Annotated in this window: 18 protein-coding genes; 8 read left to right on the forward strand and 10 right to left on the reverse strand. The window is 74.8% G+C overall.

Annotation, left to right across the window (positions count from 1 at the left end):
• On the forward strand, positions 1 to 833 hold an 833-nt coding region (locus AC5FZL_RS04245), incomplete at its 5' end, for a tetratricopeptide repeat protein (RefSeq protein WP_493617318.1).
• Here AC5FZL_RS04245 and glgB read toward each other — a convergent pair.
• Complete coding sequence (gene glgB / locus AC5FZL_RS04250) at positions 830 to 3202, reverse strand: 1,4-alpha-glucan branching protein GlgB (protein WP_493617319.1); 2373 nt, start codon at positions 3200 to 3202, stop codon at positions 830 to 832. The genes AC5FZL_RS04245 and glgB overlap by 4 nt on opposite strands.
• 60 nt (positions 3203 to 3262) lie before the next feature.
• Between glgB and AC5FZL_RS04255 the strand changes: the two genes are divergently transcribed.
• Genes AC5FZL_RS04255 through AC5FZL_RS04265 form a run of 3 tightly spaced genes read left to right on the forward strand, consistent with a single transcriptional unit; the run spans position 3263 to position 7363 of the window.
• Positions 3263 to 5797 (forward strand): glycoside hydrolase family 2 protein, encoded by a 2535-nt coding sequence (locus tag AC5FZL_RS04255; RefSeq protein ID WP_493617320.1) that lies wholly within the window; start codon positions 3263 to 3265, stop codon positions 5795 to 5797.
• A gap of 29 nt (positions 5798 to 5826) precedes the next feature.
• Positions 5827 to 6390 carry a DUF1990 domain-containing protein gene (locus AC5FZL_RS04260; protein WP_493617321.1) on the forward strand — a complete coding sequence of 188 codons (564 nt, stop codon included), beginning with the start codon at positions 5827 to 5829 and terminating at the stop codon, positions 6388 to 6390.
• Positions 6391 to 6412: 22 nt separating this feature from the next.
• Positions 6413 to 7363 (forward strand): DNA polymerase domain-containing protein, encoded by a 951-nt coding sequence (locus AC5FZL_RS04265; protein ID WP_493617322.1) that lies wholly within the window; start codon positions 6413 to 6415, stop codon positions 7361 to 7363.
• 163 nt (positions 7364 to 7526) lie between these two features.
• On the opposite strand, the gene AC5FZL_RS04270 is transcribed toward AC5FZL_RS04265, so the two are convergent.
• The 5 genes from AC5FZL_RS04270 to AC5FZL_RS04290 all read right to left on the reverse strand — a co-directional run bounded on the left by AC5FZL_RS04270 (position 7527) and on the right by AC5FZL_RS04290 (position 13205).
• The gene (locus AC5FZL_RS04270) at positions 7527 to 8822 is read right to left on the reverse strand and encodes an ADP-ribosylglycohydrolase family protein (RefSeq protein WP_493617323.1); all 1296 of its coding nucleotides are present in this window, start codon (positions 8820 to 8822) and stop codon (positions 7527 to 7529) included.
• A 40-nt stretch (positions 8823 to 8862) separates the two neighbouring features.
• Complete coding sequence (locus tag AC5FZL_RS04275; protein ID WP_493617324.1) at positions 8863 to 9708, reverse strand: carbohydrate ABC transporter permease; 846 nt, start codon at positions 9706 to 9708, stop codon at positions 8863 to 8865.
• Positions 9705 to 10688, reverse strand: a complete 984-nt coding sequence (locus tag AC5FZL_RS04280) for a carbohydrate ABC transporter permease (RefSeq protein WP_493617325.1) — start codon at positions 10686 to 10688, stop codon at positions 9705 to 9707. Before AC5FZL_RS04280 ends, AC5FZL_RS04275 begins: the two co-directional genes overlap by 4 nt.
• 34 nt (positions 10689 to 10722) lie before the next feature.
• The gene (locus AC5FZL_RS04285; RefSeq protein WP_493617326.1) at positions 10723 to 11994 is read right to left on the reverse strand and encodes an ABC transporter substrate-binding protein; all 1272 of its coding nucleotides are present in this window, start codon (positions 11992 to 11994) and stop codon (positions 10723 to 10725) included.
• Between the two features lie 80 nt (positions 11995 to 12074).
• Positions 12075 to 13205 carry an ROK family protein gene (locus AC5FZL_RS04290; RefSeq protein WP_493617327.1) on the reverse strand — a complete coding sequence of 377 codons (1131 nt, stop codon included), beginning with the start codon at positions 13203 to 13205 and terminating at the stop codon, positions 12075 to 12077.
• A gap of 160 nt (positions 13206 to 13365) precedes the next feature.
• Between AC5FZL_RS04290 and AC5FZL_RS04295 the strand changes: the two genes are divergently transcribed.
• The 3 genes from AC5FZL_RS04295 to AC5FZL_RS04305 are packed head-to-tail and all read left to right on the forward strand — an operon-like array spanning position 13366 to position 17571.
• Entirely contained in the window at positions 13366 to 15507 is a 2142-nt protein-coding gene (locus tag AC5FZL_RS04295) for an alpha-galactosidase (protein ID WP_493617338.1), read from the forward strand.
• Between the two features lie 4 nt (positions 15508 to 15511).
• Entirely contained in the window at positions 15512 to 16558 is a 1047-nt protein-coding gene (locus AC5FZL_RS04300; RefSeq protein WP_493617328.1) for a zinc-dependent alcohol dehydrogenase, read from the forward strand.
• Entirely contained in the window at positions 16555 to 17571 is a 1017-nt protein-coding gene (locus AC5FZL_RS04305) for a Gfo/Idh/MocA family protein (RefSeq protein ID WP_493617329.1), read from the forward strand. Before AC5FZL_RS04300 ends, AC5FZL_RS04305 begins: the two co-directional genes overlap by 4 nt.
• A 10-nt stretch (positions 17572 to 17581) precedes the next feature.
• Here AC5FZL_RS04305 and AC5FZL_RS04310 read toward each other — a convergent pair whose 3' ends face one another.
• Positions 17582 to 18376 (reverse strand): PrsW family intramembrane metalloprotease, encoded by a 795-nt coding sequence (locus tag AC5FZL_RS04310; RefSeq protein ID WP_493617330.1) that lies wholly within the window; start codon positions 18374 to 18376, stop codon positions 17582 to 17584.
• Positions 18377 to 18434: 58 nt separating this feature from the next.
• Entirely contained in the window at positions 18435 to 19151 is a 717-nt protein-coding gene (locus AC5FZL_RS04315; RefSeq protein WP_493617331.1) for a hypothetical protein, read from the reverse strand.
• A 61-nt stretch (positions 19152 to 19212) separates the two neighbouring features.
• Here AC5FZL_RS04315 and AC5FZL_RS04320 point away from each other — a divergent pair, with 61 nt between their 5' ends.
• On the forward strand, positions 19213 to 19482 hold the full coding sequence (locus AC5FZL_RS04320) for a glutaredoxin family protein (RefSeq protein WP_493617332.1): 270 nt from the start codon (positions 19213 to 19215) through the stop codon (positions 19480 to 19482).
• Positions 19483 to 19512: 30 nt separating this feature from the next.
• On the opposite strand, the gene AC5FZL_RS04325 is transcribed toward AC5FZL_RS04320, so the two are convergent.
• Together AC5FZL_RS04325 and treS are read right to left on the reverse strand one after the other, a co-directional pair.
• Positions 19513 to 20931, reverse strand: coding sequence for a maltokinase N-terminal cap-like domain-containing protein (locus AC5FZL_RS04325; protein WP_493617333.1), 1419 nt, complete (start codon positions 20929 to 20931; stop codon positions 19513 to 19515).
• Positions 20928 to 22631 (reverse strand): maltose alpha-D-glucosyltransferase, encoded by a 1704-nt coding sequence (treS, locus tag AC5FZL_RS04330; RefSeq protein ID WP_493617334.1) that lies wholly within the window; start codon positions 22629 to 22631, stop codon positions 20928 to 20930. The genes AC5FZL_RS04325 and treS overlap by 4 nt, the downstream gene beginning before the upstream one ends.

The raw sequence follows: 22631 nt of genomic DNA on the forward strand, positions 1-22631 counted from the left end.
GCGCTGCGGGCGCCCCCGTCGTCGTCGACGTCACCGACGAGATGTTCCCCTCGCTGGTCCAGCTGTCCGAGCAGGTGCCCGTGGTCGTCGACCTCTGGGCCACCTGGTGCGAGCCGTGCAAGCAGCTCTCACCGGTGCTCGAGCGCCTGGCGGTCGAGCACGAGGGGCGCTTCCTCCTGGCCAAGGTGGACGTCGACGCGAACCCGCAGATCGCCTCGGCGTTCCAGGTGCAGTCGATCCCCAGCGTCGTGGCGATCCTCAAGGGCCAGCCGGTGCCGCTGTTCCAGGGCGCCTACCCCGAGGCGCAGGTGCGCCAGGTGCTCGAGGAGCTCATGCGGGTGGCCGAGGCCAACGGCGTGACCGGGCGGGTGCCCGGCGCCTCCGCGGCCCCGGACGGCGCCGAGCCCGAGGAGGCGCCGCTGCCGCCGCTGCACCAGGAGGCCTACGACGCCATCGAGCGCGACGACCTCGAGGGTGCGGCCGACGCCTACCGCCGGGCGCTGGCCGAGAGCCCGGCCGACGCGATGGCCCGCGCCGGCCTGGCGCAGGTGGGCCTGCTCGCGCGCACGCGCGGAGCCGACCTCACCAGCGCGCGCGCCGCCGCGGCCGCCGCTCCCACCGACGTCGCGGCGCAGCTGCTCGTGGCCGACCTCGACGTCCTCGGCGGGCACGTGCAGGACGCCTTCGACCGCCTCGTGGAGCTGGTGCGCAGGAGCGCCCCGGACGACCGCGAGCGCGTGCGCCAGCACCTCCTCGACCTCTTCGAGGTCGTGGGCACCGACGACCCGCGGGTGGCCGCGGGCCGCCGGTCCCTGGCGGCGGCGCTCTTCTAGCCCTGCTGCTCGCCGCCGTCGTCCCCGCGGAACGCCTCGGGGACGGCGGCCTGCGGGTCCTCGAGCGAGGCGGCCAGCGGTGAGGACCCCTCGACCGCGCGGCGCGCGTCGGCCTCGCTCGCCGTCTCGCCCTCGACCGCGCCCTCGACCGCGGCGACCGGCTCCGCCTCGGGCAGCGGCCACTCCTCGGGGGCGAGCCACACGGCCGCCAGCGGCGGCACGCGCAGGAGGACCGAGGCGGGCTGGCCCGACCACGGCTCGGCCACGGCGTCCACCGCGCCCATGTTGCCGACGCCGGAGCCGCCGTAGACCTCGCTGTCGGTGTTGAGCACCTCCTGCCAGCGCCCGGCGCCGGGCATCCCGAGGCGGTACTCCTCGTGGGGGATGCCGGAGAAGTTCACGACGCACACGAGGGGCCGCCCCGAGCGGTCGCGCCGGACGAACGAGAACGTGTCGTGGGCGGCGTCGTCGGCGGTGATCCAGGTGAACCCGGCCGGGTCCTGGTCGAGCTCCCACAGGGCCGGGGTGGCGCGGTAGATCCGGTTGAGGTCGGAGACCGCGGCGAGCATCCCGGCGTGCAGGGGCTGGTCCAGCAGCCACCAGTCGAGGCTGCGCGACTCCGCCCACTCGGCCTCCTGGCCGAACTCGGTGCCCATGAACAGCAGCTGCTTGCCGGGGTGGGCCCACATGAAGGCGAGGAAGGCGCGCACCGTGGCCAGCTGCTGCCAGCGGTCGCCGGGCGCCTTGCGCAGCAGCGAGCCCTTGCCGTGCACGACCTCGTCGTGGCTGATCGGCAGCACGTAGTTCTCGCTGTACGCGTAGACCATCGAGAAGGTCATCTCGTGGTGGTGGTAGTGCCGGTTCAGCGGGTCCTCGCCGAGGTAGCGCAGCGAGTCGTGCATCCAGCCCATGTTCCACTTCAGGCCGAAGCCCAGGCCGCCGGCGTCCGTGGGGCGGGTGACGCCCGGCCACGCGGTGGACTCCTCGGCGATCATCATGATCCCGGGCACCCGCCGGTAGGCGGTGGCGTTGACCTCCTGGAGGAGCTCGATCGCCTCCAGGTGCTCGCGGCCGCCGAACTTGTTGGGGATCCACTGGCCGGCCTGGCGCGAGTAGTCCAGGTAGAGCATCGAGGCGACGGCGTCCACGCGCAGGCCGTCGACGTGGAACTCCTCCAGCCAGTACAGGGCGTTGGCGACGAGGAAGTTGCGCACCTGGGGGCGCCCGAAGTCGGGCACGAGGGTGCCCCAGTCGGGGTGCTCGCCCTTGCGGGGGTCGGGGTACTCGTACAGCGGCTCGCCGTCGAAGCGGGCCAGCGCGAACTCGTCCTTGGGGAAGTGGGCGGGCACCCAGTCCACGATCACGCCGATGCCGGCCTGGTGCAGGCGGTCGACGAGGTAGCGGAAGTCGTCGGGGTGGCCGAAGCGGGAGGTCGGCGCGTAGTAGCCGGTGACCTGGTAGCCCCAGGAGCCGCCGAAGGGGTGCTCGGCGACGGGCAGCAGCTCCACGTGCGTGAAGCCGGTGGCCAGGACGTGCTCGGTGAGCTGGTCGGCGATCTCGCGGTAGCCCAGCCCGGCGCGCCAGGAGCCCAGGTGCACCTCGTACACGCTCAGCGGCTGGGTGTGGGGGTCGACCGAGGCGCGCTGGGCCAGCCACGCGTCGTCGCCCCAGGAGTAGGTCGACTCCACCACGACGGAGGCGGTGGCCGGCGGCACCTCGGTGCCCTCGGCCAGCGGGTCGGCCTTCTCCAGCCAGCGGCCGTCCTGGGTGAGGATCGCGTACTTGTACCGGGTGCCGGCGCCGACGCCCGGCACGAAGAGCTCCCACACCCCCGCGCCGCCGAGCGAGCGCATCATCGACATCCGGCCGTCCCAGCCGTTGAAGTCGCCGATCACGCGCACGGCGCGGGCCCGGGGGGCCCAGACGGCGAAGGAGGTGCCGACGACGTCGCCCATGGCGCCGGGGTAGTGGCGCACGCGGGCGCCGAGCACCGTCCACAGCTCCTCGTGGCGGCCCTCGCCGATCAGGTGGAGGTCGAACTCCGACACCGACGGCAGGAACCGGTACGGGTCGTCGACGACCTCCGGCTCGCGGCCCGGGGCGGTGACCTCCAGGCGGTAGTCGGTGATCTCGGTACCGGGGAAGGCGCCGACCCACACGCCCTCGGCCTCGTGCTCGAGGGCGGTGCGGCCGCCGTCCGGGGTGAGCAGCACGACGGACTCCGCGAGCGGGCGCAGGGCGCGGACGACGATCGTGCCGTCCTCCCCGACGTGCGGGCCGAGGACGTCGTGCGGCAGCGCGTGCTCCCCCCGCCCGAGCTGGCGGAGGACCTCGGGGTCGACGCTGCGAGTGGCCGGCGTGGTCTCCATGCTGCTCACCCTGGCACGGGAGGCCTCGAGGCGCTCCCTGCGCTGTGGGACGCTCCCTGCATGGTCACCCGTATGACGCTGCACGACGGCTGGACGCTGAGGAGCACGGGCGGGGCGCCGCCCGCGGAGGTCGCCGCCGCCGGTGCGGTCCCCGCCGCGGTCCCCGGCACCGTGCACACCGACCTCCTGGCCGCGGGCCTGATCCCCGACCCGTACCTGGAGCGCAACGAGCAGCTGCTGTCGTGGACCGGTCGCACCGACTGGCAGTACCGGACGGCGATCGCGGCCGCCGCTGCCGAGCCCGCTGCGCCGGGGGAGCGGGTGGACCTCGTGCTGGAGGGCGTCGACACCGTCGCCGTGGTCTCCGTCGGCGGCACCGAGGTGGCGCGGACGGCCAACATGCACCGCAGCTACCGGATCGACCTGCGCGAGGTGCTCAGCGGCGGGGAGGTCGAGCTCGTCGTCGACTTCCCGGCCCAGCTCACCGCGGCCGAGCGGCTCGCCGAGGAGCTGGGCCCGCGGCCCAACGTCTACCCCCACCCCTTCAACGCGGTGCGCAAGATGGCGTGCAACTTCGGCTGGGACTGGGGGCCGGAGCTCATCACGGCCGGGCTGTGGAAGCCGGTGCGCCTGGAGCGCTGGCGCACCGCCCGCCTGGAGCGCGTGCGCCCGCTCGTGACCTTCCCCGACGGCCCCGGCGGCGCGGCGGTCGTCTCCGTGCACGTCGACGTCGAGCGCGCCTCCGTGGAGGCCTCGGGCAGGCTGCACGCCACCGCGGTCCTGCGCAGCCCCGCGGGGACGAGCACGTTCAAGCACAGCGTCCCGGTCCAGGCCGGGGAGTCCTCCGCCGTCGTCGAGCTGCGCGTCGAGGACCCGCAGCTGTGGTGGCCGCACGGCTACGGCGAGCAGCCGCTGTACGCGCTCGCGGTGCACCTGGAGGACGTCGACGGCGCCGCGCTGGACGACTTGTCCAGCGCGCTCGGGCTGCGCGACCTCGCGCTCGACACCGGGCGCGACGAGATCGGCACCCGGTTCACCTTCGTCGTCAACGGCCAGCCGGTCTTCGCCAAGGGCGCCAACTGGATCCCCGACGACTGCTTCCCGCACCGCGTCGACCGCGCGCGCTACGACCGCCGCGTCGACCAGGCGAAGCGCGCCGGCATGAACCTCCTGCGCGTGTGGGGCGGCGGCTTCTACGAGTCCGACGACTTCTACGCCGCCTGCGACGAGGCCGGCGTGATGGTCTGGCAGGACTTCCTCTTCGCCTGCGCCGCCTACGGCGAGGAGGAGCCGCAGCGCAGCGAGGTGGAGGCGGAGGCCCGCGAGAACGTCGCCCGCCTCGTGCCCCACCCCAGCCTGGTGCTGTGGAACGGGTGCAACGAGAACATCTGGGGCCACGACGAGCTCGGCTGGTTCGACGCTCTGGAGCCGGGCCAGACCTGGGGCGCTGGCTTCTACTACGACCTGCTGCCGCGCGTGGTGGCCGAGGTCGACCCGACCCGCCCCTACAGCGCCGGGAGCCCGATCTCGCTCGGCGCCGAGGTGGACGGCGTCCCGGTGCGCCCGAACTCCCCCGACCACGGCACCGTCCACGAGTGGGACGTGTGGAACCGCCGCGACTACGCCGCCCCCGACGGCTATCGCGGCGAGGTGCCGCGCTTCGCCTCGGAGTTCGGCTGGCAGGGCCCGCCGACGTGGTCGACGCTCACCCGCGCCGTCACCGAGGAGCCGCTGACGCCGACCTCGCCGACCTTCCTCGTGCACCAGAAGGCCGAGGACGGCAACGCCAAGCTGCAGCGCGGCATCGACGCCCACCTGCCCGAGCCCACCAGCTTCGAGGCCTGGCACTGGGCCACGCAGCTCGTGCAGGCGCGGGCGCTGGCGTTCGGCCTGCAGCACTACCGGTCCTGGTGGCCGCGCACGGCGGGCGCCGTGCTGTGGCAGATCAACGACTGCTGGCCGGTCACCTCCTGGGCCGCGGTGGACGGCGACGGCCGGCTCAAGCCGCTCTGGTACGCCGTGCGCGCCAGCTTCGCCGACCGGCTGCTGACCCTGCAGCCGCGCGACGGGGCCCCGGCGCTCGTGGCGGTCAACGACACGGCGCAGCCCTGGACGACGACCGCGGCGGTGCGCTGGGTGGCCGCCGACGGCACCGTGCTGTCCAGCGCCGAGGTGGCGCTCGAGGCCGCTCCGCGGGCGACCGCCACCGCCGTCCTGCCGGCGGCGCCGGAGGGGACCCTCGTGGTCGTCGCCGACGCCGAGGGGGCGGCGCGCGCGGTCGACTTCCTCGTCGAGGACCGCGAGGGCGCGCTGCCCGCGCCCGAGCTCGACGTCGTCACCACCGCTGCCGAGGGCGGCGTGGCGCTGCGGGTCACCGCCCGCACGGTCGTCCGCGACCTCGCGGTGCTCGCCGACAAGGTCGACCCGGCCGCGGAGGTCAGCGACATGCTCCTGACGCTCCTGCCGGGGGAGACCGTCGACCTGCTGGTGCGCACGTCCGACCCGGTGGCCCAGGCCGACCCCGACGCGTTCACCGCGCCCGGCGTGCTCGTCAGCGCGGGCGACCTCGTGCGCGACGCCGCCGCGGCCCGCTGAGCCCGGTGGGCCGCGGGGAGGGGCGCCCGGTGCTCAGCGTCGGGCGCCCCTCCGCAGCGCGCCTCCAGGCGGAGCTGGAGCGCGCCCGCACCCGGCGGCCCACCTACCCGGAGGTCGGCGCCACCGCGGGGGAGCCCCCGCCCGGCTACCTCCACCTCCACCGCGACGTCGTGCTCGGCCGGGGCGACGACGTGTTCGCGCGCACGGCCGACGGGCTGCTGCGGTGGGGCGTGCAGCGCGGCGCCGGGCTGGTGGTGGCGCCCGAGGCGCCGACGACGGAGCTCGACTCCTCCGTCGTGCTGGCCGTGCGGCTCGGGCCGGTGTGGCGGCTGGCGCCGTGCCGCGTGGTCCGCGTGCTCGAGGAGCCGGCGCGCCGGGGGTTCGCCTACGGCACCCTCCCGGGCCACCCCGAGAGCGGGGAGGAGGCGTTCGTCGTCGAGCAGGACGCCACCGGGACCGTGGTCTTCCGCCTCACCGTGTTCTCCCGCCTCGCCGCCGTGGACGCCCGCGCCGTCCCGCCGGCAGCGCGCGCGGTGCAGCTGCTCATCACCCGGCGCTACCTCCAGGCCGTCCGCACCCTGGCCAGGAGCTGAGCCGCGCGGGCACACTCCGGGCATGGCCGCCGCCGAGCACGTCGAGGTCCGCGAGGGCGTGGAGCTCAAGCACCTCGACTCCGAGCTGTTCGACGGGGCCGGCGCCACCAAGCGCGACCTCGTGGACTACCTCGACGCCGTGGCCGAGCGGATCCTGCCCGAGCTGCGCGACCGCCCGCTGACGGTGGTGAGGGTGCGCCCCGGCCAGCGGCCCTTCGTGCAGAAGAACCTCCCCGCCTCGGCCCCGGACTGGATCCGGACGCAGCAGATGTGGTCGCAGGCCTCCGCCCGCGAGGTGCGCTACCCCCTGGCCGACGACCGGCGGACCCTGCTGTGGCTCGCCGGCCAGCGGGCGGTCGAGCTGCACCCGACGGTGCTCGACGGCGCGGGCCGGGCGACCCGCCTCGTGCTCGACCTCGACCCGCCGGAGGGCGCAGCGTTCGGGCACGTGGTCGCCGCCGCCCGGCTGGTGCAGCAGGCGCTGGCCGACGCCGGGCTGGCCGCCGCGGTCAAGACCAGCGGGGCCAAGGGGCTGCACGTCCTGGTCCCGGTCGAGGGCGTCGACGCCGAGGACGCCGCCGCTGCCACCCGGGCGCTGGCCGCGCGCGCCGAGCGGCTCGACCCGGTCCTGGCCACGACGGCCTTCCTGCTCGAGGAGCGGCACGGCCGGGTGTTCCTCGACCCCACCCGCGCCGGCGGCGCGAGCCTCGCCTGCGCGTACGGCCCGCGAGCGCGGCCGGGGGTGCCGGTCTCCTTCCCGGTCGCGTGGGAGGACCTCGACGCCGTGGCGCCCGCCGACTTCACGCTCCGGAGCGCACCGGCGCTGCTCGGCGACCGCGACCCCTGGCGCGACGCGCTGCCCGCCCCGCAGGCCCTGCCGGCCGACCTGCTCGAGGAGGGGCGGGCCATCCCCGCGCCCCGGGCGGTCGCGATGCACGAGGGGAAGCGCCGCGCCCGCGCCCGCCGCGCCTGAGGTCAGGACGCCTCGCGGCGGGCGCGCCAGAGCAGCACCGCCAGGGCCGCGGCGACCGGCGTCCACAGCGCGCGCTCGACGAGCGAGGGGGAGGCGGGGCCATCTCGGTCGGCGCGCTGCCGGCTGACCCGGTGCCCGGTCCTCGCGGGGGTCGCCGGTGGGCTCAGTGCCCGCGCGCCAGGCGCAGCGTCCGGTCGGCCAGCTCCTCCACGGTGATCCGGTCGAAGTCCCTGACCGCGCTCCGGACGTGGACGTGGGTGGTGCCCACCAGCTCCTCCGGCACGCCGGACACCCCGTGGAGCGCCCCGAAGGCGCTGCCCACGGTGGCCGCGTTGGAGTCGGTGTCCCGACCACCGGCGATGGTCGTGGCGACCGCCTCGGTGAAGGAGGTGCCCCAGAGCAGGCCGATGGAGATCAGCGCTGCGTTGTTGACCGTGTGCACCCAGGGGTAGTGCCCCAGGGCGGTGTCCACCCAGTCCAGGGCGTCCGTCGCCGTGGCCCCCTGCTCGTGCAGGGAGAGCACGCCGCCCAGGGCTCCGGCCAGCCGCGAGCGCGGAGGGACCACGGCGAGCGCCCGGCGCAGCGCGTCGCCGGAGCTGTCCGTGCAGAGCGCCGCCGCCAGGAGCGCGGCGGCCCACATCTCCCCGTACTTGCCGTTGGCCGTGTGGCTCAAGCGCGCGTCCACCAGCGCCAGCCGCGCTGCCGCAGCCGGGTCGCCGGGGCACACGTAGCCGAAGACGTCCCCGCGGATCAGCGCCCCGATCCACTCCCGGTAGGGGTTGTCGCGCACGGCCGTCTCCGGTGGCTCGACGCCCCGCACGAGGTTGCGGTACGCCGCCCGCTCCGCGGTGTAGGTCTGCGTGAAGGGGACGCGGTCCAGCCACGAGGAGGCGATCTGCTCGGTGCTGACGCCTCGGCCGCACTGCTCCAGGACGTGCAGCCCGAGGATCGTCCAGTCGAGGTCGTCGTCGCGCGGCACGTCGGTGAACCGGCCGGCCGAGGCGGTGGGCGCCGAGGGGTGCAGGGCCGCGACCCCCTCGGGCAGCGGGTCGACCAGCGGCAGGTACCCCGTCATCGGCCACTGCCCGGCGGCCCGCAGGTAGAGCTCGACCTCGGCGCGGGTCAGGCCCTCGACCGGCTTGCCGAGCGTGTTGCCCACCGTCCGCCCCAGCCAGGCGCCGCGGATGCGGTCGGCGAGCTGGTCCTGCGGGACCGCCATCCGCGGCAGGCCCTCCACGGCGGCCAGCAGGCTCGCGTCGTCCTCGGGCTCGTCGTGGTCCCAGCTCGACTCCCGCTCGAGGGCGAGCAGCTCCTCGCGCAGGTGCGCGAGCGCGGCCAGGTCGCCCGTGGCCGAGGCCCGGCGCGCCTGCGCGTGCAGCAGCCCCACCGGGTGGCCGCTGTGCGCCAGCTGCTCGGCCTCGTCAGGGACGAGGTCTCGTGGGTCCATCACGTCGTGCACGTCGTCTCGTCTCGATCGGGGAGCGGTGCGTGGGGCGCGTTCAGCCCTTGACCGCTCCGGACAGGAAGCCCTGGGTCACCTGCCGCTGCAGGGCGACGAAGAGGACGACCACAGGGAGCACCGTGATCAGCGTGCCCGCGGCCAGCGGCCCGATGTCGACCGAGCGGCCCCCGGCGAACAGGTAGAGACCGGTGGTCAGCGGCCGGTACTCTCCGCCCGGCATGTACAGCAGCGGGACGAGGAAGTTGTTCCAGTTCTGCAGGAAGGTGAAGACGGCCAGCGCGCCCATGCCGGAGGTCACCAGGGGCACCATGACGCGCAGGAAGATCTGCCACTCCGAGGCGCCGTCGATCCGTGCGGCCTCCTCGATCTCGGTGGGCAGGTCGGAGAAGAAGGCCCGCATGAAGAAGGTGCCGAAGGAGACGCCGGTGCTGGCCAGCACGAGGTTGACCCCGAGCAGGCTGTCCAGCAGGCCGAGCGACCGCAGCTGGAAGTACAGCGGGATCATGTAGGTGAAGAAGGGCACGAGCAGGCCGAGCACCACGAGGTAGAAGAGGACGCTGCGGCCCGGGAAGGGCAGCCGCGCGAACGTGTAGCCCCCCATCGTCGACAGGACCACGACGAGGAGCGTGCTGGGCACCGATAGCAGGAAGCTGTTCAGGACGTAGTCGCCGAACTGGCCCACGGTCCAGGCGGTCACGAGGTTGTCGAAGGAGAAGGACGAGAACAGCCCGAACGGGTTCACGCTCACGTCGCGCTCGGTCTTCAGCGCCGTCGAGACGACCAGCACCAGCGGGAACAGCGTGAGCAGGGACAGCACCACGAGCAGGAGGTGCCTGCCCCCGGCGGCCCGCTGGCGGGCGGTCAGCGCTCCGGGCCGGCTCATGCGCCGGTCCCCTGGAGGGAGAGCCGGCGCTGGAGCCGGTTCATCCAGACCGCGAAGGGGATCGCCATCACCGTGATCACCAGGGCGAGGGTGGTCCCGTAGCTGATCCGGTTGAGCTGGAACGCGCTGCTGTAGGCGTAGGTGCCCAGCACCTCCGTGGCCCCCGCGGGGCCGCCGCCGGTCATCACGAAGACGATGTCGAAGACGGCGAAGCCGCCGATCAGCGTCACCGTGGTGACCATGAGGAACACCGGCATGACCTGGGGCAGGACGACGTAGCGGACCCGCTGCCCCCAGTTCGCCCCGTCCAGGCGCGAGGCGTCCACCAGCTCGGTGTCGACGTTGCGCAGGGCGGACAGCAGGATCACGAAGACGAAGCCCATGGTGGCCCACACGGCCGTGGCCAGGACCGCGTACAGCGCTGTGTCGGGGTTCCCCAGCCACCCCGTGGTCAGGGCGTCCAGGCCCACGGCCTCCAGGACCCGGTTCAGCCACCCGCGCGACGGCTCGTAGATCCAGCTCCAGACGACGCCGACGGCGACCTGCGGCAGCACGTAGGGCAGGAAGAAGGCGATCCGGTACAGCGCCGAGCCGCGCCTGACGTCCCACACCAGGAGGGCCAGGCCGGTGCCGATCACGAGAGGTGCGGCGGTCCCGACGACGATCCAGACCACGTTGTTCCAGAAGGCCGCCCAGACGTCGGGGTCCAGGGCGAGCTCGGTGAAGTTCGACACCCCCACCCACGCCGGCGTCGGGTCGATCCCGTTGAAGTCGACGAACACGTAGTAGACCGCGTTGACCATGGGGACCAGGAAGAACACGGCCACCAGGGCCACGAGCGGGGCGGCGAGCAGGATCCCCAGGCGCGCCTGCGCCCTGCGCGTGACGGTGGGGGTGCCGGCGCGGGCGCCGGAGCGCGGCGTCCGGGCGCTCCGCGGCGGGGCCGCCGCCACCGCGGCGGGGGCCGGGGCCGCGGTCACACCGGCTCCCGGGAGCCGCAGGAGCGGGGCCCGCTCATCGCGCGGACTCCGCCTCGAGGCTCGCGGCCACCTCCTGCGGGGTGCTCTGGCCCGTCAGGATGCCCTGGAAGCCGTCGTACATGGCCTCGTTGAAGGCGTCCGACGTCATGACGTCGATGTTGTAGCCGAGGTCCCCGCCGTTCGCGGCGGCGGAGATGTCGTCCAGCGCCTGGGCGAGCAGCGGCGAGACGTCCAGGTCGGCCGTCTCCAGCTCCATCGGCGGGATGGTGTGCAGGTTCTCCACCGTCCACTGCCCGTGCTCGGGCGAGGCGAGGAAGTCCATGAGCTCGAGGGCGGCGTCCGCCTTCTGCGTGCTGGCGGAGACGTAGGGACCGGAGCCGAGGCCGCCGGTGAAGATGCCCGGCCCGTCCGGGGCGGGGAAGGGGATGTAGCCGACCGGGAAGTCGGTGTTGTCGTCGATCTCACCGACCAGCCAGCTGCCGGTGGGGATCATCGCCGCGTCGCCGGAGAAGAACTGGGCCATGGAGGTGTCGTAGTCCACCGAGGTGGGCGACTCGGCGAGGTAGCCGGCGTCCTGGTAGCCCTTCCACAGGTCCAGGGCAGCGACCACCTCCGGGGACTCCCAGGACTCCTCGCCGGTGAGCAGCGCCTCCATGCCCTCGGAGCCGACGGCGCTCGACAGGGCCATGCTCAGCAGGTGCCCGCCCTCCCAGCCCTCCTGGTCGCCGACGGCCAGGGGCACCATGCCCGCGTCGCGGATCGCGGCCGAGGCGGCGTCCAGGTCCGCCAGGCTCTGCGGGGCTTGGAGGTCGAGGTCGTCGAAGACGGCCTGGTTGTAGTAGAGGCCGACGGTCTCCATCTCACCGGGGATGCCGTAGACCTTGCCGTCGTGCGTGACGCGCTCCTTGGCGAAGTCGTACACCTCCCACCCGCGCTCGTCGTAGGCGTTGGTGAGGTCGTAGAGCAGGCCCGCTTCGGCGAGCGCCCCGCCGAAGCTGGGGCCGGAGCCGTAGCTGAAGACGTCGGGGCCCTCGCCCGAGCGCAGCTGCGTCTGCAGCACGGTGCGCAGGGTGTCGAAGGGCAGGGTGCTGAGCTCCACGTCGATGCCCGAGGACTCCTCGAACTCCGCGATGTGGTCCTCCAGGGCCTGCGTGGCCGCGGCGTCCTCAGGCTCTTCGACGAGGTACTTGATCGAGGTGGCCCCGCCGCCGTCGCCCTCGCCTCCGGACTGAGCGCCCCCGCCGGTGCAGGCGGTGGCGACGACGCAGGTCGAGGCGATGGCCAGGAGCTTGGATCGGGTGCGCATGGCGTTCTCGCTCCAGATGGGCAGCGGGCTGCGCCGGTCGGCGGCCCGCCACTAATCCTTTTGATGCGAAAGCATTTCGGTCAACGAACACCGGGGGAACGGACGGGGAACTCCGCCTGGATCGCGACCACCGCGGCGCCCCGGGCCCACTCCAGGAAGCCCATGGGACGTACCACGGGATCCTCGCCGGGGTCGCCGGCGAGGTGCTCGGTGCGTCCGGCGCGCAGCGCCCTGCGCCCCACCTCCGCGAGCCGGACGCCCTCGCCGCTGAGGACCACCAGCGGCACGCCGGTCAGCGTGGTCACGGCGGCTACCGCCCGGCCCAGCGCGTGCGCCGCCTCGTCGACCACCCTCCTCGCCACGGGCTCGCCGTCCTCGGCACCGCGCAGCAGCTCCTTGTAGGTGACCGCCCGCCCGAGGGCCTGGCCCGCGGCCGAGGTCATCGACCCGGAGGTGGCGTAGGCCGACAGGCAGCCCCGGTGGCCCCGGTGGCACAGCGGGCCGTGCGGGTCGAGCAGCAGGTGGCCGACCGGGCGGGCGGTGGTGCGCACCAGCCGGTCGTCCAGGACGAGGCCGTACCCGATGCCGGCGCCGACGGTCAGCAGGGCGAAGCCGGAGCGCTCGCGCCCCGGCCCGAACCAGTGCTGGGCCCTGGTCAGGCCCACGACGTCGTTCGCGAGGTGGACCGGCACGTCGAGCACGTCGGTGAGCAGGCGGCGGAACGGCACGCCGTGCCAGTGCAGGAACGGGGAGTCCGTGACGGTCCCGCGCTCGTCCACCCGCCCGCCGACCGTGACGCCGACACCCCGCAGCGGCCGGTCGGTGCGCGAGCGCAGCACGGCGACCAGGTCGGCGACGGCGGCCACCACGTCGTCCGCGTCGAGGGAGGGCTCGGCCGCGGTCGCGGAGTCGAGCACGCGCGCGCGCAGGTCGGTGACCACCGCGTAGATCGAGTCGGTGGTGAGCTTGACCCCGACGAAGCGGTGGTCGTCGGCCACCACGTCGAGGGGGAGGGACGACCGGCCGCGGCCCGGGGTGCGCACGGCCTCCGCCTCCACCACCGCCCCCGCCTCCAGCAGGGGCTTGACGACCCGGGTGAGGGTGGCCTGGGACAGCCCCAGCCGCCGGGCCAGCTGCGATCGGGACTGTGCGCCGTTGACCAGCACGTCGATCGCCACGGCCCGGGACGCGGGCGACAGGGCCTCGGGCACGGCAGCTCCTCCGTCGGGGCCCGGGGAGGCTCGGGCCGAGGGGTGTCCACTCCGCCCCAGGTGTGGCAGCCTACGGCCACCAGCTTCCGGCGCGGAAGCATTGACGGCGAGGACCAGCGTGACCCCCCCGACCGACGAGCACGTGCGCACCCCGCTGGTGATGGAGGCCGCAGGGCTGTCCGTCGTCCTGGACCTGCCCGGGGGCGTGCCGCGGGTGCTCCACTGGGGCCCGCCGCTCGGTGACGGCGCGGGCGACGAGGCGCTCCTGGCCGCGCTGGGGGAGTCCCAGCGCGGTGCCGACGGCCTCGACGGGACGAGCCGGTTCCCGGCGGTGCTGCCCCAGCAGGCTGCGGGCTGGACCGGCACGCCGGGCCTGGCCGGCCACCGCGGGGGCACGGCGTTCTCGCCGTGCTTCAGCCCGACCGGATCGACGGTCAGTGGCGAGCAGGGAGCCGGCCAGGTCCTGGTCGCCGGGGCGGCCGACGAGGTCTGCGGGCTCGGCCTCACCACGACCGTCGAGCTGACCGCGGCCGGCGTCCTGCGCCTGCGGGCCGCGGTCACCAACACCGCCGCGCAGGGGGACTACACCGTGGACGCGGTGCGGCTAGTGCTGCCGGTGCCGGTGGAGGCGCAGGAGGTGCTCGACCTCACCGGCCGCCACCTGCGCGAGCGCACCCCGCAGCGGCTGCCGCTGCGCGCCGGCACCCACCTGCGCGAGGGCCGTCGGGGCCGGACCGGCTCCGACGCCGCTCTCGTGCTGGCCGCCGGCGCCCCGGGGTTCGGCTTCCGGCACGGCGAGGTGTGGGCGGTGCACACCGCCTGGAGCGGCAACCACGCCACCTTCGCCGAGCTGGGGCTCGGCGGGGTCGGCGTCCTGGGCGGGGGCGAGGTGCTCCTGCCGGGCGAGGTGGTCCTCGCCCCGGGCGCGACGTACACGACGCCGTGGCTCTACGCCTCCCACGGCGAGGGCCTGGACGCCGTCTCGGCCTCCTTCCACCGCCACCTGCGCGGCCGCGCCTCCCACCCGGCGTCCCCGCGCCCGGTCGTGCTCAACACCTGGGAGGCCGTGTACTTCGAGCAGGACCTGTCGTCGCTGGTCGCCCTCGCCGAGCTCGGGGCCGGGGTCGGGGCCGAGCGCTTCGTGCTGGACGACGGCTGGTTCCGGGGGCGCCGCGACGCGCGCGCCGGGCTCGGGGACTGGCAGGTCGACCCCGCGGTGTGGCCTGACGGCCTGGGGCCGCTGGTGCGGGCGGTCCGGGACCTCGGCATGCAGTTCGGGCTGTGGTTCGAGCCGGAGATGGTCAACGAGGACTCCGACCTCGCCCGGGCCCACCCGGAGTGGATCCTCTCCCCGGGCGGTCGCCTCCCGCTGCGCGGCCGCCACCAGCAGGTGCTCAACCTCGCCGTCCCCGAGGCCTTCGAGCACGTGCTGGGGGCGATGAGCGCGGTGATCGCCGAGCACGCCGTCGACTACGTCAAGTGGGACCACAACCGCGACGTCCTCGAGGCCGGCGACCGCACCACGGGCCAGCCCCGCGTGCACGAGCAGACGCTGGCCGCCTACGCGCTGATGGACGAGCTCCGCCGCCGCCACCCGGGCCTCGAGATCGAGTCCTGCTCCTCGGGCGGTGGCCGGGTCGACCTCGAGGTGCTGGAGCGCACCGACCGGGTCTGGGCCAGCGACTGCATCGACGCCCTGGAGCGCCAGCGCATCCAGCGGTGGACGGGGCTGCTGCTCCCCCCGGAGCTCGTCGGCAGCCACGTCGGCGCGCCGACCGCGCACACCACCCGCCGCACCCACTCGCTGGCTTTCCGGGCCGCCACAGCGCTCTTCGGCCACTTCGGCATCGAGTGGGACCTGCGCACCGCTACGCCCGGCGAGCTCGAGGAGCTGGCGGCGTGGGTGGCCCTGTACAAGGAGGAGCGGTCGCTGCTGCACACCGGGACGGTCGTGCGCGCCGACCACCCGGAGGAGGCCTACTGGGCTCACGGGGTGGTCTCACCCGACCGCGACCGGGCCCTGTTCGCCCTCGTGTGCCTCGACACCAGCCCGTCCGCCCAGCCGGGGCGCGTCCGCCTGCCCGGCCTGGACCCGCAGCGGCGCTACCGGGTGGAGCCCGTGCACCTGTCCGACGGCGCCCTGACCCGGACGGCGACCGGCCCGCCCTCCTGGTGGGTGGAGCCGATCGCCGCCTCGGGGGCCGCGCTGGCGGCCGTGGGCCTCCAGGGCCCGATGCTCGACCCCGAGCAGGCGCTGGTCCTCCGGCTGGTCGGCCTGGACCCCACCGCAGAGGAGAGGTAGGACCGTGGGACGACTCGTCCGGTTCGCAGCACCGCGCACGGCGGTCGTCGTCGACGTGGAGGACCCGGTGCCCGGGTCGGGGGAGGTGCTGCTGGAGACGGTGTGCTCCGGGATCTCCGCCGGCACCGAGCTGACCGTCTACCGCGGGAGCAACCCGTACCTCAGCAGCAGGTGGGACCCCGACCAGCGCCTGTTCGTCCCGGGCACCTCGTCGCAGGCCTACCCGTGGGACGCGTTCGGGTACGAGGAGGTCGGCCGGGTCGTGGACGCCGGCTCCGCCCAGGACGCCGACCTGGTCGGACGCCTGACCTGGGGGTCGTGGGGCCACCGCTCCTCCGTCCTGCGCCCGGCGGACCACGTCCGCGCCCGGGTCATGCCCGACGGCTGGGACCCGGTCACGGGCGTCTTCGCCAAGATCGGCGCCATCGCGCTCAACGCCGTGCTCGACGCCGACGTCCACGTCGGCGAGGACGTGGTGGTGTTCGGTGCGGGCGTCCCCGGGCAGGTCGTCGCGCAGCTGGCGCGGCTGAACGGCGCGCGGGTGACCGTGGTCGACCCCGTCGCGGCACGGCGGGAGCTCGCCGTGCGGCTCGGCGCAGCGGTCGCGCTCGACCCCACCCGGGACGACGTCGCACCCCTCGTGCGAGAGGCGACCGAGGGCCGCGGCGCGGACGTCGTCATCGAGATGAGCGGCAGCCACCAGGCGCTCCAGGAAGCCGTGCGCACCGTCGGCTACAGCTCCCGCGTCGTGGCCTCCGGCTTCTACCAGGGCGGCGGCACGGCGCTGAGGCTCGGGGACGAGTTCCACCACAACCGCGTCGCGATCGTCGGCTCCCAGATCTCCGGCGTCGCTCCCCACCTCCAGCACCGGTGGGACGAGCTGCGCATGTCCGACACGGTCCTGCGCCTGGCCTCCGAGGGGCGGCTCCAGCTGCGGGAGCTCGTCACGCACGTGGTCGCCGCCGAGGAGGCGCCCGCGGCCTTCGCGATGCTGGACACGTCGCCCGAGGCGGCGCTCCAGGTGGTCCTCGACTACGGGCTGGACCGGTGAGCACCGCACCCGAGCCGCGGCCGACGTCCTCCGGCGACGTGCGCTGGGGGATCCTGGCCACCGGGGGGATCGCGCGGTCCTTCACCCGCGACCTCCTCCTGCACGGCCACCGCGTGACCGCGGTCGGGTCGCGGTCCGCGGAGGGCGCCCGGGCCTTCGCCGAGCAGTTCGGCATCGCGCGGGAGCACGCCTCCTACGACGACCTCGTGGCCGACCCCGAGGTGGACGTCGTCTACGTCGCCACGCCGCACGTGCTCCACGCCGCGAACGCCGCCGCGGCGCTCGAGCACGGCAAGCACGTGCTCGTGGAGAAGCCGTTCGCGGTGCGCGCCGACGAGGCCCGCGCGCTCGCCGATCTCGCGCGCCGCGAGCGCCGCCTCCTCCTCGAGGCGATGTGGACCCGGTTCCTGCCGCACATGGCGTTCGTGCGCGAGGTCGTGGCCAGCGGCCGGGTCGGAGAGGTGCGGTCGGTGCACGCCGACCACACCCAGCGGCTGTCCAGCGACCCCGCGCACCGGCTCAACGACCCCGCCCTCGGCGGCGGGGCCCTGCTCGACCTCGGCGTCTACCCGGTGTCGTTCGCGCACGACCTCCTCGGCACACCGACCGACGTGGCCGCGCGCGGCACGCTGCGCGAGACGGGGGTCGACGCGTCCGTGGCCACGGTGCTGCGACACGCCGGTGATGCCGTCTCCACGTCGTACTCCTCGAGCGAGACCCGGGGCTCCAACACCGCCGTGGTGCTGGGGACCGAGGGGCGCGTGGAGATCGCCTCGGTCTGGTACGCCCCTGCGGTCGTGACCGTCCACGACGCGCGCGGGGAGGTCCTCGACCGGTTCGACCAGCCCGTCAGCGGCCGCGGCATGCAGCACCAGGCGGCGGAGGTGGAGCGGTGTCTCGCGCTGGGCCTGACCGAGAGCCCGCTCATGACGCTCGAGGGATCCGTCGCCGTGATGGCGACGCTGGACGCCGTCCGCGCCTCGATCGGCGTCCGCTATCCCGGCGAGGGCTGAACCGGACGCCTCAGGCGGCGGGCGTCGGCGAGAGGAACCCGGTGCTGCGATCGCGGACGCTGAGGCGGTGCGTGACGACGAGGAGCAGGCCCAGGCTGACGACGGCCACGACGGCGTAGCCCGCGGTCGAGCCGAGGCTGTCCCAGGCCGTGTGCAGCGCCACGGCGACGACGTAGGCGCCGAGGAGGCGCAGCACCCCCGCGCCGCTCCAGCCCCGGGCGGCCGCCTGCCACAGCGCGGCGGTGGTCAGGCCGGTCCACGCCATGTGCGCGGCCGGGCTGAGCAGGCCGCGCAGCACCAGGACGCCGTCCACGGCGTCCAGGCTGCCCCGGGTCTGGATGAGGACCACGAAGGCGTAGCCCATCGTCTCGAGCGCGGCGAAGCCCGCTCCGCTGGCCACGCCCACGAGCAGCCCGTCCGAGGGGCGGCGCCAGCGCTGCACGGCCAGCACCAGCGCGATCGGGACGAGGAGCTTGGCGCCCTCCTCGATGAGCCCGACGGCCACCATGGGCATCGTGCCGAGGCGCCGCACGGTGTCGAACTCCAGCACCCCCGCAGCCACGACGCCCACGACCCCGCCGATGACGGCCACCAGGGCGAGCGCTCCGCCGTGGACGTCGACGGACAGCCGCCGACCGGCGATGAACGTCACGAAGGCGGCCGGGACGACGGCTGCGCCGAGGAGGATCAGCGCAGGGAGCAGGTTCGGGTTCTGGGTGCTGACGAGCGCGCGCCGCACCGCCTCGAAGAGGAGCGCCCCGACGACGAGCACGGCGATCCAGGCCAGGCGGCGCGGTGCTCCCATGCCGTGACGCTAGACGAGCGCGGCGACGGCGCACCTCGAGCGGGGGAGGCGGGGGTCGTCACGGCCGAGGGGCGCCCGGGGCCGGAGCGTCGCGGCCGAGGGCGCGCGCGAACCAGCCGCCAGCCGGTACGGGCGGCGGGGCGGGGTCGTACGAGGGCTCCTCCTCCGGGGTCCACGGCCACAGCTCCTCGGCCGCCGCACCCGCGGCGGCGATCGCGGCCCCGTCCACGACGGTGCGGGTCTCGGCGATCCCGACTCCGGTCCAGGAGCACACGACCAGCAGCGGGCCGACCGGCGGCAGCGGCGAGACCCACCACTGGTGGTCGTAGCTGCGGCCGCCACCGCCGCCTCCGCGCGCGGTGAGCAGCACCGGCGCGACCCGGTCCGCAGGCCCGCCGCCGGGTGCGTCCGTGCCCTCGGGGAAGCCGCCGCCCAGGCTGGTCCCGGTGCGTCCGTCCGCGAGCTGCACGCCCAGGAGCAGCAGGTCGCCCTCGGCGTCGCCGCGCTCCCAGTGGCCGGCGACCTGGCGGTAGACGTGATCGCGGTGGGCCGGTGACTCGCGCAGCCGCACCGACAGGTCGAAGGAGAAGCCCGTGGTGAAGGCCCGGACGCCGGAGAGGAGCACGACGACGCCCTCGCCGCGCCCGACGACGGCGCTCAGCGCGAGGGGGACGGGCACCTCGTTGTCGGGCGGCTCCGTCCGCCGCCGCCACGCGCTCAGGGCGGCTGCAGCGTCGTCGGAGCCGGCGCCGGAGGAGGCCGTCCAGGTGCTCATGGCGGGCAGCCTGGCCACCTGTGCCGGTGCTGTCCACCGGCGGCCCTGGGAGGATGCGGGGATGGACGACGACGCAGCAGGTGACCGGTCCCTCGTCGTGTACGGCGCCGGCTGGTGCCCCGACGTCCGGCGCAGCCGCGCGCTGCTCGACCGGCTCGCGGTGCCCTACCGGTACGTCGACGTCGAGGCCGACGCGGACGCGGAGGCGCTGGTGCGCCGGCTGCAGGGCGGGGAGCGGCGCATCCCGACGCTGGTGCGCCCCGACGGCGAGCACCTCGTCGAGCCCACCGACCCCGCGCTGCAGGCCTGGCTGGGCGTCGACGGGGCCTGAGCAGCCCGGCTCGGACGCCGCCTCGGGACCTCAGGACCCGGCGAGGATCCGCTCGACCGCCGCCAGCGGCACGGGCAGCCAGTCGGGGCGGTTGCGGGTCTCGTAGACCACCTCGTAGAGGGCCTTGTCGAGCTCGAGGGCGTCGAGCAGGTCGCCGCGCTCGCGCGGGTCGGCGCCCGCCACCTCGGCGTAGCCGGCGCAGAACGCCGCGCGGGACGCCGTGGCCCAGGCCTGGGCCGCCTCGCCGCCGCCGGCCTGCCGGGCGGCGTAGTCGAAGGAGCGCAGCATGCCGGCGACGTCGCGCAGCGCGAGGTCGGGCAGGGTCCGCTCCGCGAGCGGGCGCAGCGGCTCGCCCTCGAAGTCGAGCAGCACCCAGCCGCGGCCGGGCACCGAGAGCACCTGGCCGAGGTGGTAGTCGCCGTGCACCCGCTGCAGGTCGGGCAGGTCGCCGACGTCGAGCCCGTCCACCGCGGCGCGCAGCGCCTCGGCGTGCTCGGCCAGGGCCGGAGCCGACTCCAGGGCCCACGCCGTGCGGCGGCGCAGGCCCTCGACGAGGTCGGTGGCGTCCTGCGGCGTGGCCGGGCGGGAGGGCAGGGCCTCCGCGAGCGCCCGGTGCACCTGGGCCGTCGCCGCGCCGAGGGCGCGGGCCGGCCCGGAGAAGTCCTGCCCGTCCGCCACGGCCGCGGTCGCCTCGCGCCAGGCGTCCTGCGCCCCGGCGAGGAACTCCGACGCCACGGCGAGGTCGCCGGCGACGAGCGCGTCGCCGGTGTCGCCGGGGGAGGCGGGCCACGCGCCCTCGAGCCACCCGGCCAGGTGGGGGACGGCGTCCACGCCCGCCTCGGTCATCGCCGCCTGCACCTCGACGTCGGGGTTGCGCCCCGGGTGCAGGGTGCGGAAGACCTTGACGATCACCGGGTCGCCGTCGGCCGGCTCCACGATGATCGAGGTGTTCGACTGCTCGCCCCGCAGCACCCGCGCGGGCGAGCCCGGCGCCGGGGTGGTCGCGCCCTGCGGTCGCCGCCCCGTCGCGGTGCCTGCGGCGTGCGTGCGGCTGCCGTCGTCGTCCAGCCCCACGCCCGGCTCGCCGCCGGCGAGCAGGGCGAGCAGCGCGTCGACGAAGGCGGGGTCCTGCGGCCCGTCGTAGACGTGCCAGGACCCCTCGCCCGCCTCGGTGAGGACGCCGAGCAGGTGCGCGGCGCCGTCCTCGCGCGGCGACCGGCGGTGCACCAGCGGCACCTGGACGACGTCCGTGGCCGCCCCCGTCGCGGCGCCGACCACGCGCACGACGTGCACGAGCACGCGCACCCCGGCGTCGCCCGAGCCGGGCAGCTCGAGGGCGCCGACGACCTCCATCCGCGCCTCGCGGCCCTTGGCCGGGTACCACCGCTGGTGCGGGATCCACGGGCCGAGGAGGTCGTTGAGGTGGCCCCCCGTGCGCGGCTCGCTCACGGGGTCACCGACAGCCAGAAGAAGTCGCGCGAGCCGAGGGTCAGCGGCAGCGTGCCGTCGTCGCCGATCTTGGGGAACGGCGCCCCGCCGAACAGGTCGGCCAGGGCGCGGCCGGCGTGCTCGGGCATCTGCACGGTGACCGCCTGCGGCGTGGTGGCGAGGTTGTTCACGCACAGCACCGTCTCGGGCGTCTCCGAGGCCCCGCCGGGGGTGTCGGCGTCCATCACCCGCAGGAACGCGAGGACGGAGTCGTTGTCCGTGACCAGCGGCACGTAGGCGCCCAGGCCGAAGACCGGGTGCTCCTTGCGCACCGCGAGCATCCCCCGCACCCAGTGCAGGAGCGAGGACGAGACCGACAGCTGCGCCTCGACGTTGACCGCGGTGTAGTGGTGGGCGAGGGACTGCACCACCGGCAGGTACAGCTTGCCGGGGTCGGCGGAGGAGAAGCCCGCGTTGCGGTCCGGCGTCCACTGCATCGGCGTGCGCACCGCGTCGCGGTCGTTGAGCCAGATGTTGTCGCCCATGCCGATCTCGTCGCCGTAGTACAGGCAGGGGCTGCCCGGCAGCGACAGGAGCAGGGCGTTGATCAGCTCGATCTCGGGGCGCGAGCCGTCGAGCAGCGGCGACAGGCGCCGCCGGATGCCGATGTTGGCGCGCATCCGGGGGTCAGGGGCGTACCAGCCGTACATGGCGGCGCGCTCCTCGGTGGTGACCATCTCGAGGGTCAGCTCGTCGTGGTTGCGCAGGAACGTGCCCCACTGCCCCGTGGACGCCGGGATGTCCGGGGTGTCGGCGAGGATCTCGAGGATCGGCGTCGCCTTGCCCTCGCGCAGCGCGTAGTACAGGCGCGGCATCACCGGGAAGTGGAAGCACATGTGGCACTCCGGCTCCTCCTCGGTGCCGAAGTACTCCACGACGTCGCTGGGCCACTGGTTGGCCTCGGCCAGCAGCACGCGCCCGGGGTACTCGTAGTCGACGACCGAGCGCACCGTGCGCAGGAACTGGTGGGTGGCCGGCAGGTTCTCGCCGTTGGTGCCCTCCTCCTCGAAGAGGTAGGGCACGGCGTCCAGGCGGAACCCGTCGATGCCGAGGTCGAGCCAGAAGCGCAGGGTGTCGAGCATCGCGGCCTGGACGGCCGGGTTCTCGAAGTTGAGGTCCGGCTGGTGGCTGAAGAAGCGGTGCCAGTAGTACTGCCGGCGCACCGGGTCGAACGTCCAGTTCGACGTCTCGGTGTCGACGAAGATGATCCGGGCGTCCTGGTACTTCTCGTCGGTGTCGCTCCAGACGTAGAAGTCGCCGTAGGGGCCCTCGGGGTCGGAGCGGCTGGCCTGGAACCAGGGGTGCTGGTCGCTCGTGTGGTTCATCACCAGGTCGGTGATCACGCGCAGGCCGCGGGCGTGGGCCTGGCTGACCAGCTCCACGAAGTCCGGCAGCGTGCCGAACTCGGGCAGGACCTGGTTGTAGTCGCTGATGTCGTACCCGCCGTCGCGCAGCGGCGAGGCGTAGAACGGCGGCAGCCACAGGCAGTCGACGCCGAGCCACTGCAGGTAGTCCAGCTTGCCGATGAGGCCGGTGAAGTCGCCGGCGCCCGAGCCGTTGGAGTCGGCGAAGCCGCGCACGAGGACCTCGTAGAAGACCGCGCGCTTGTACCAGAGCGGGTCGTGCTTGAGACCCGGCGTGTTGAGGTTCAGGCCCTGCAC

The organism is Quadrisphaera sp. DVD1 (assembly GCF_058932755.1).

What these genes read in the sequence shown, in the direction of transcription:
- glgB (WP_493617319.1), bottom strand. Translation starts at nt 3,202, where the DNA reads ATGGAGACCACGCCGGCCACTCGCAGCGTCGACCCCGAGGTCCTCCGC.
- AC5FZL_RS04255 (WP_493617320.1), top strand. Translation starts at nt 3,263, where the DNA reads ATGGTCACCCGTATGACGCTGCACGACGGCTGGACGCTGAGGAGCACG.
- AC5FZL_RS04265 (WP_493617322.1), top strand. Translation starts at nt 6,413, where the DNA reads ATGGCCGCCGCCGAGCACGTCGAGGTCCGCGAGGGCGTGGAGCTCAAG.
- AC5FZL_RS04275 (WP_493617324.1), bottom strand. Translation starts at nt 9,708, where the DNA reads ATGAGCCGGCCCGGAGCGCTGACCGCCCGCCAGCGGGCCGCCGGGGGC.
- AC5FZL_RS04285 (WP_493617326.1), bottom strand. Translation starts at nt 11,994, where the DNA reads ATGCGCACCCGATCCAAGCTCCTGGCCATCGCCTCGACCTGCGTCGTC.
- AC5FZL_RS04295 (WP_493617338.1), top strand. Translation starts at nt 13,366, where the DNA reads ATGGAGGCCGCAGGGCTGTCCGTCGTCCTGGACCTGCCCGGGGGCGTG.
- AC5FZL_RS04310 (WP_493617330.1), bottom strand. Translation starts at nt 18,376, where the DNA reads ATGGGAGCACCGCGCCGCCTGGCCTGGATCGCCGTGCTCGTCGTCGGG.
- AC5FZL_RS04315 (WP_493617331.1), bottom strand. Translation starts at nt 19,151, where the DNA reads ATGAGCACCTGGACGGCCTCCTCCGGCGCCGGCTCCGACGACGCTGCA.
- AC5FZL_RS04320 (WP_493617332.1), top strand. Translation starts at nt 19,213, where the DNA reads ATGGACGACGACGCAGCAGGTGACCGGTCCCTCGTCGTGTACGGCGCC.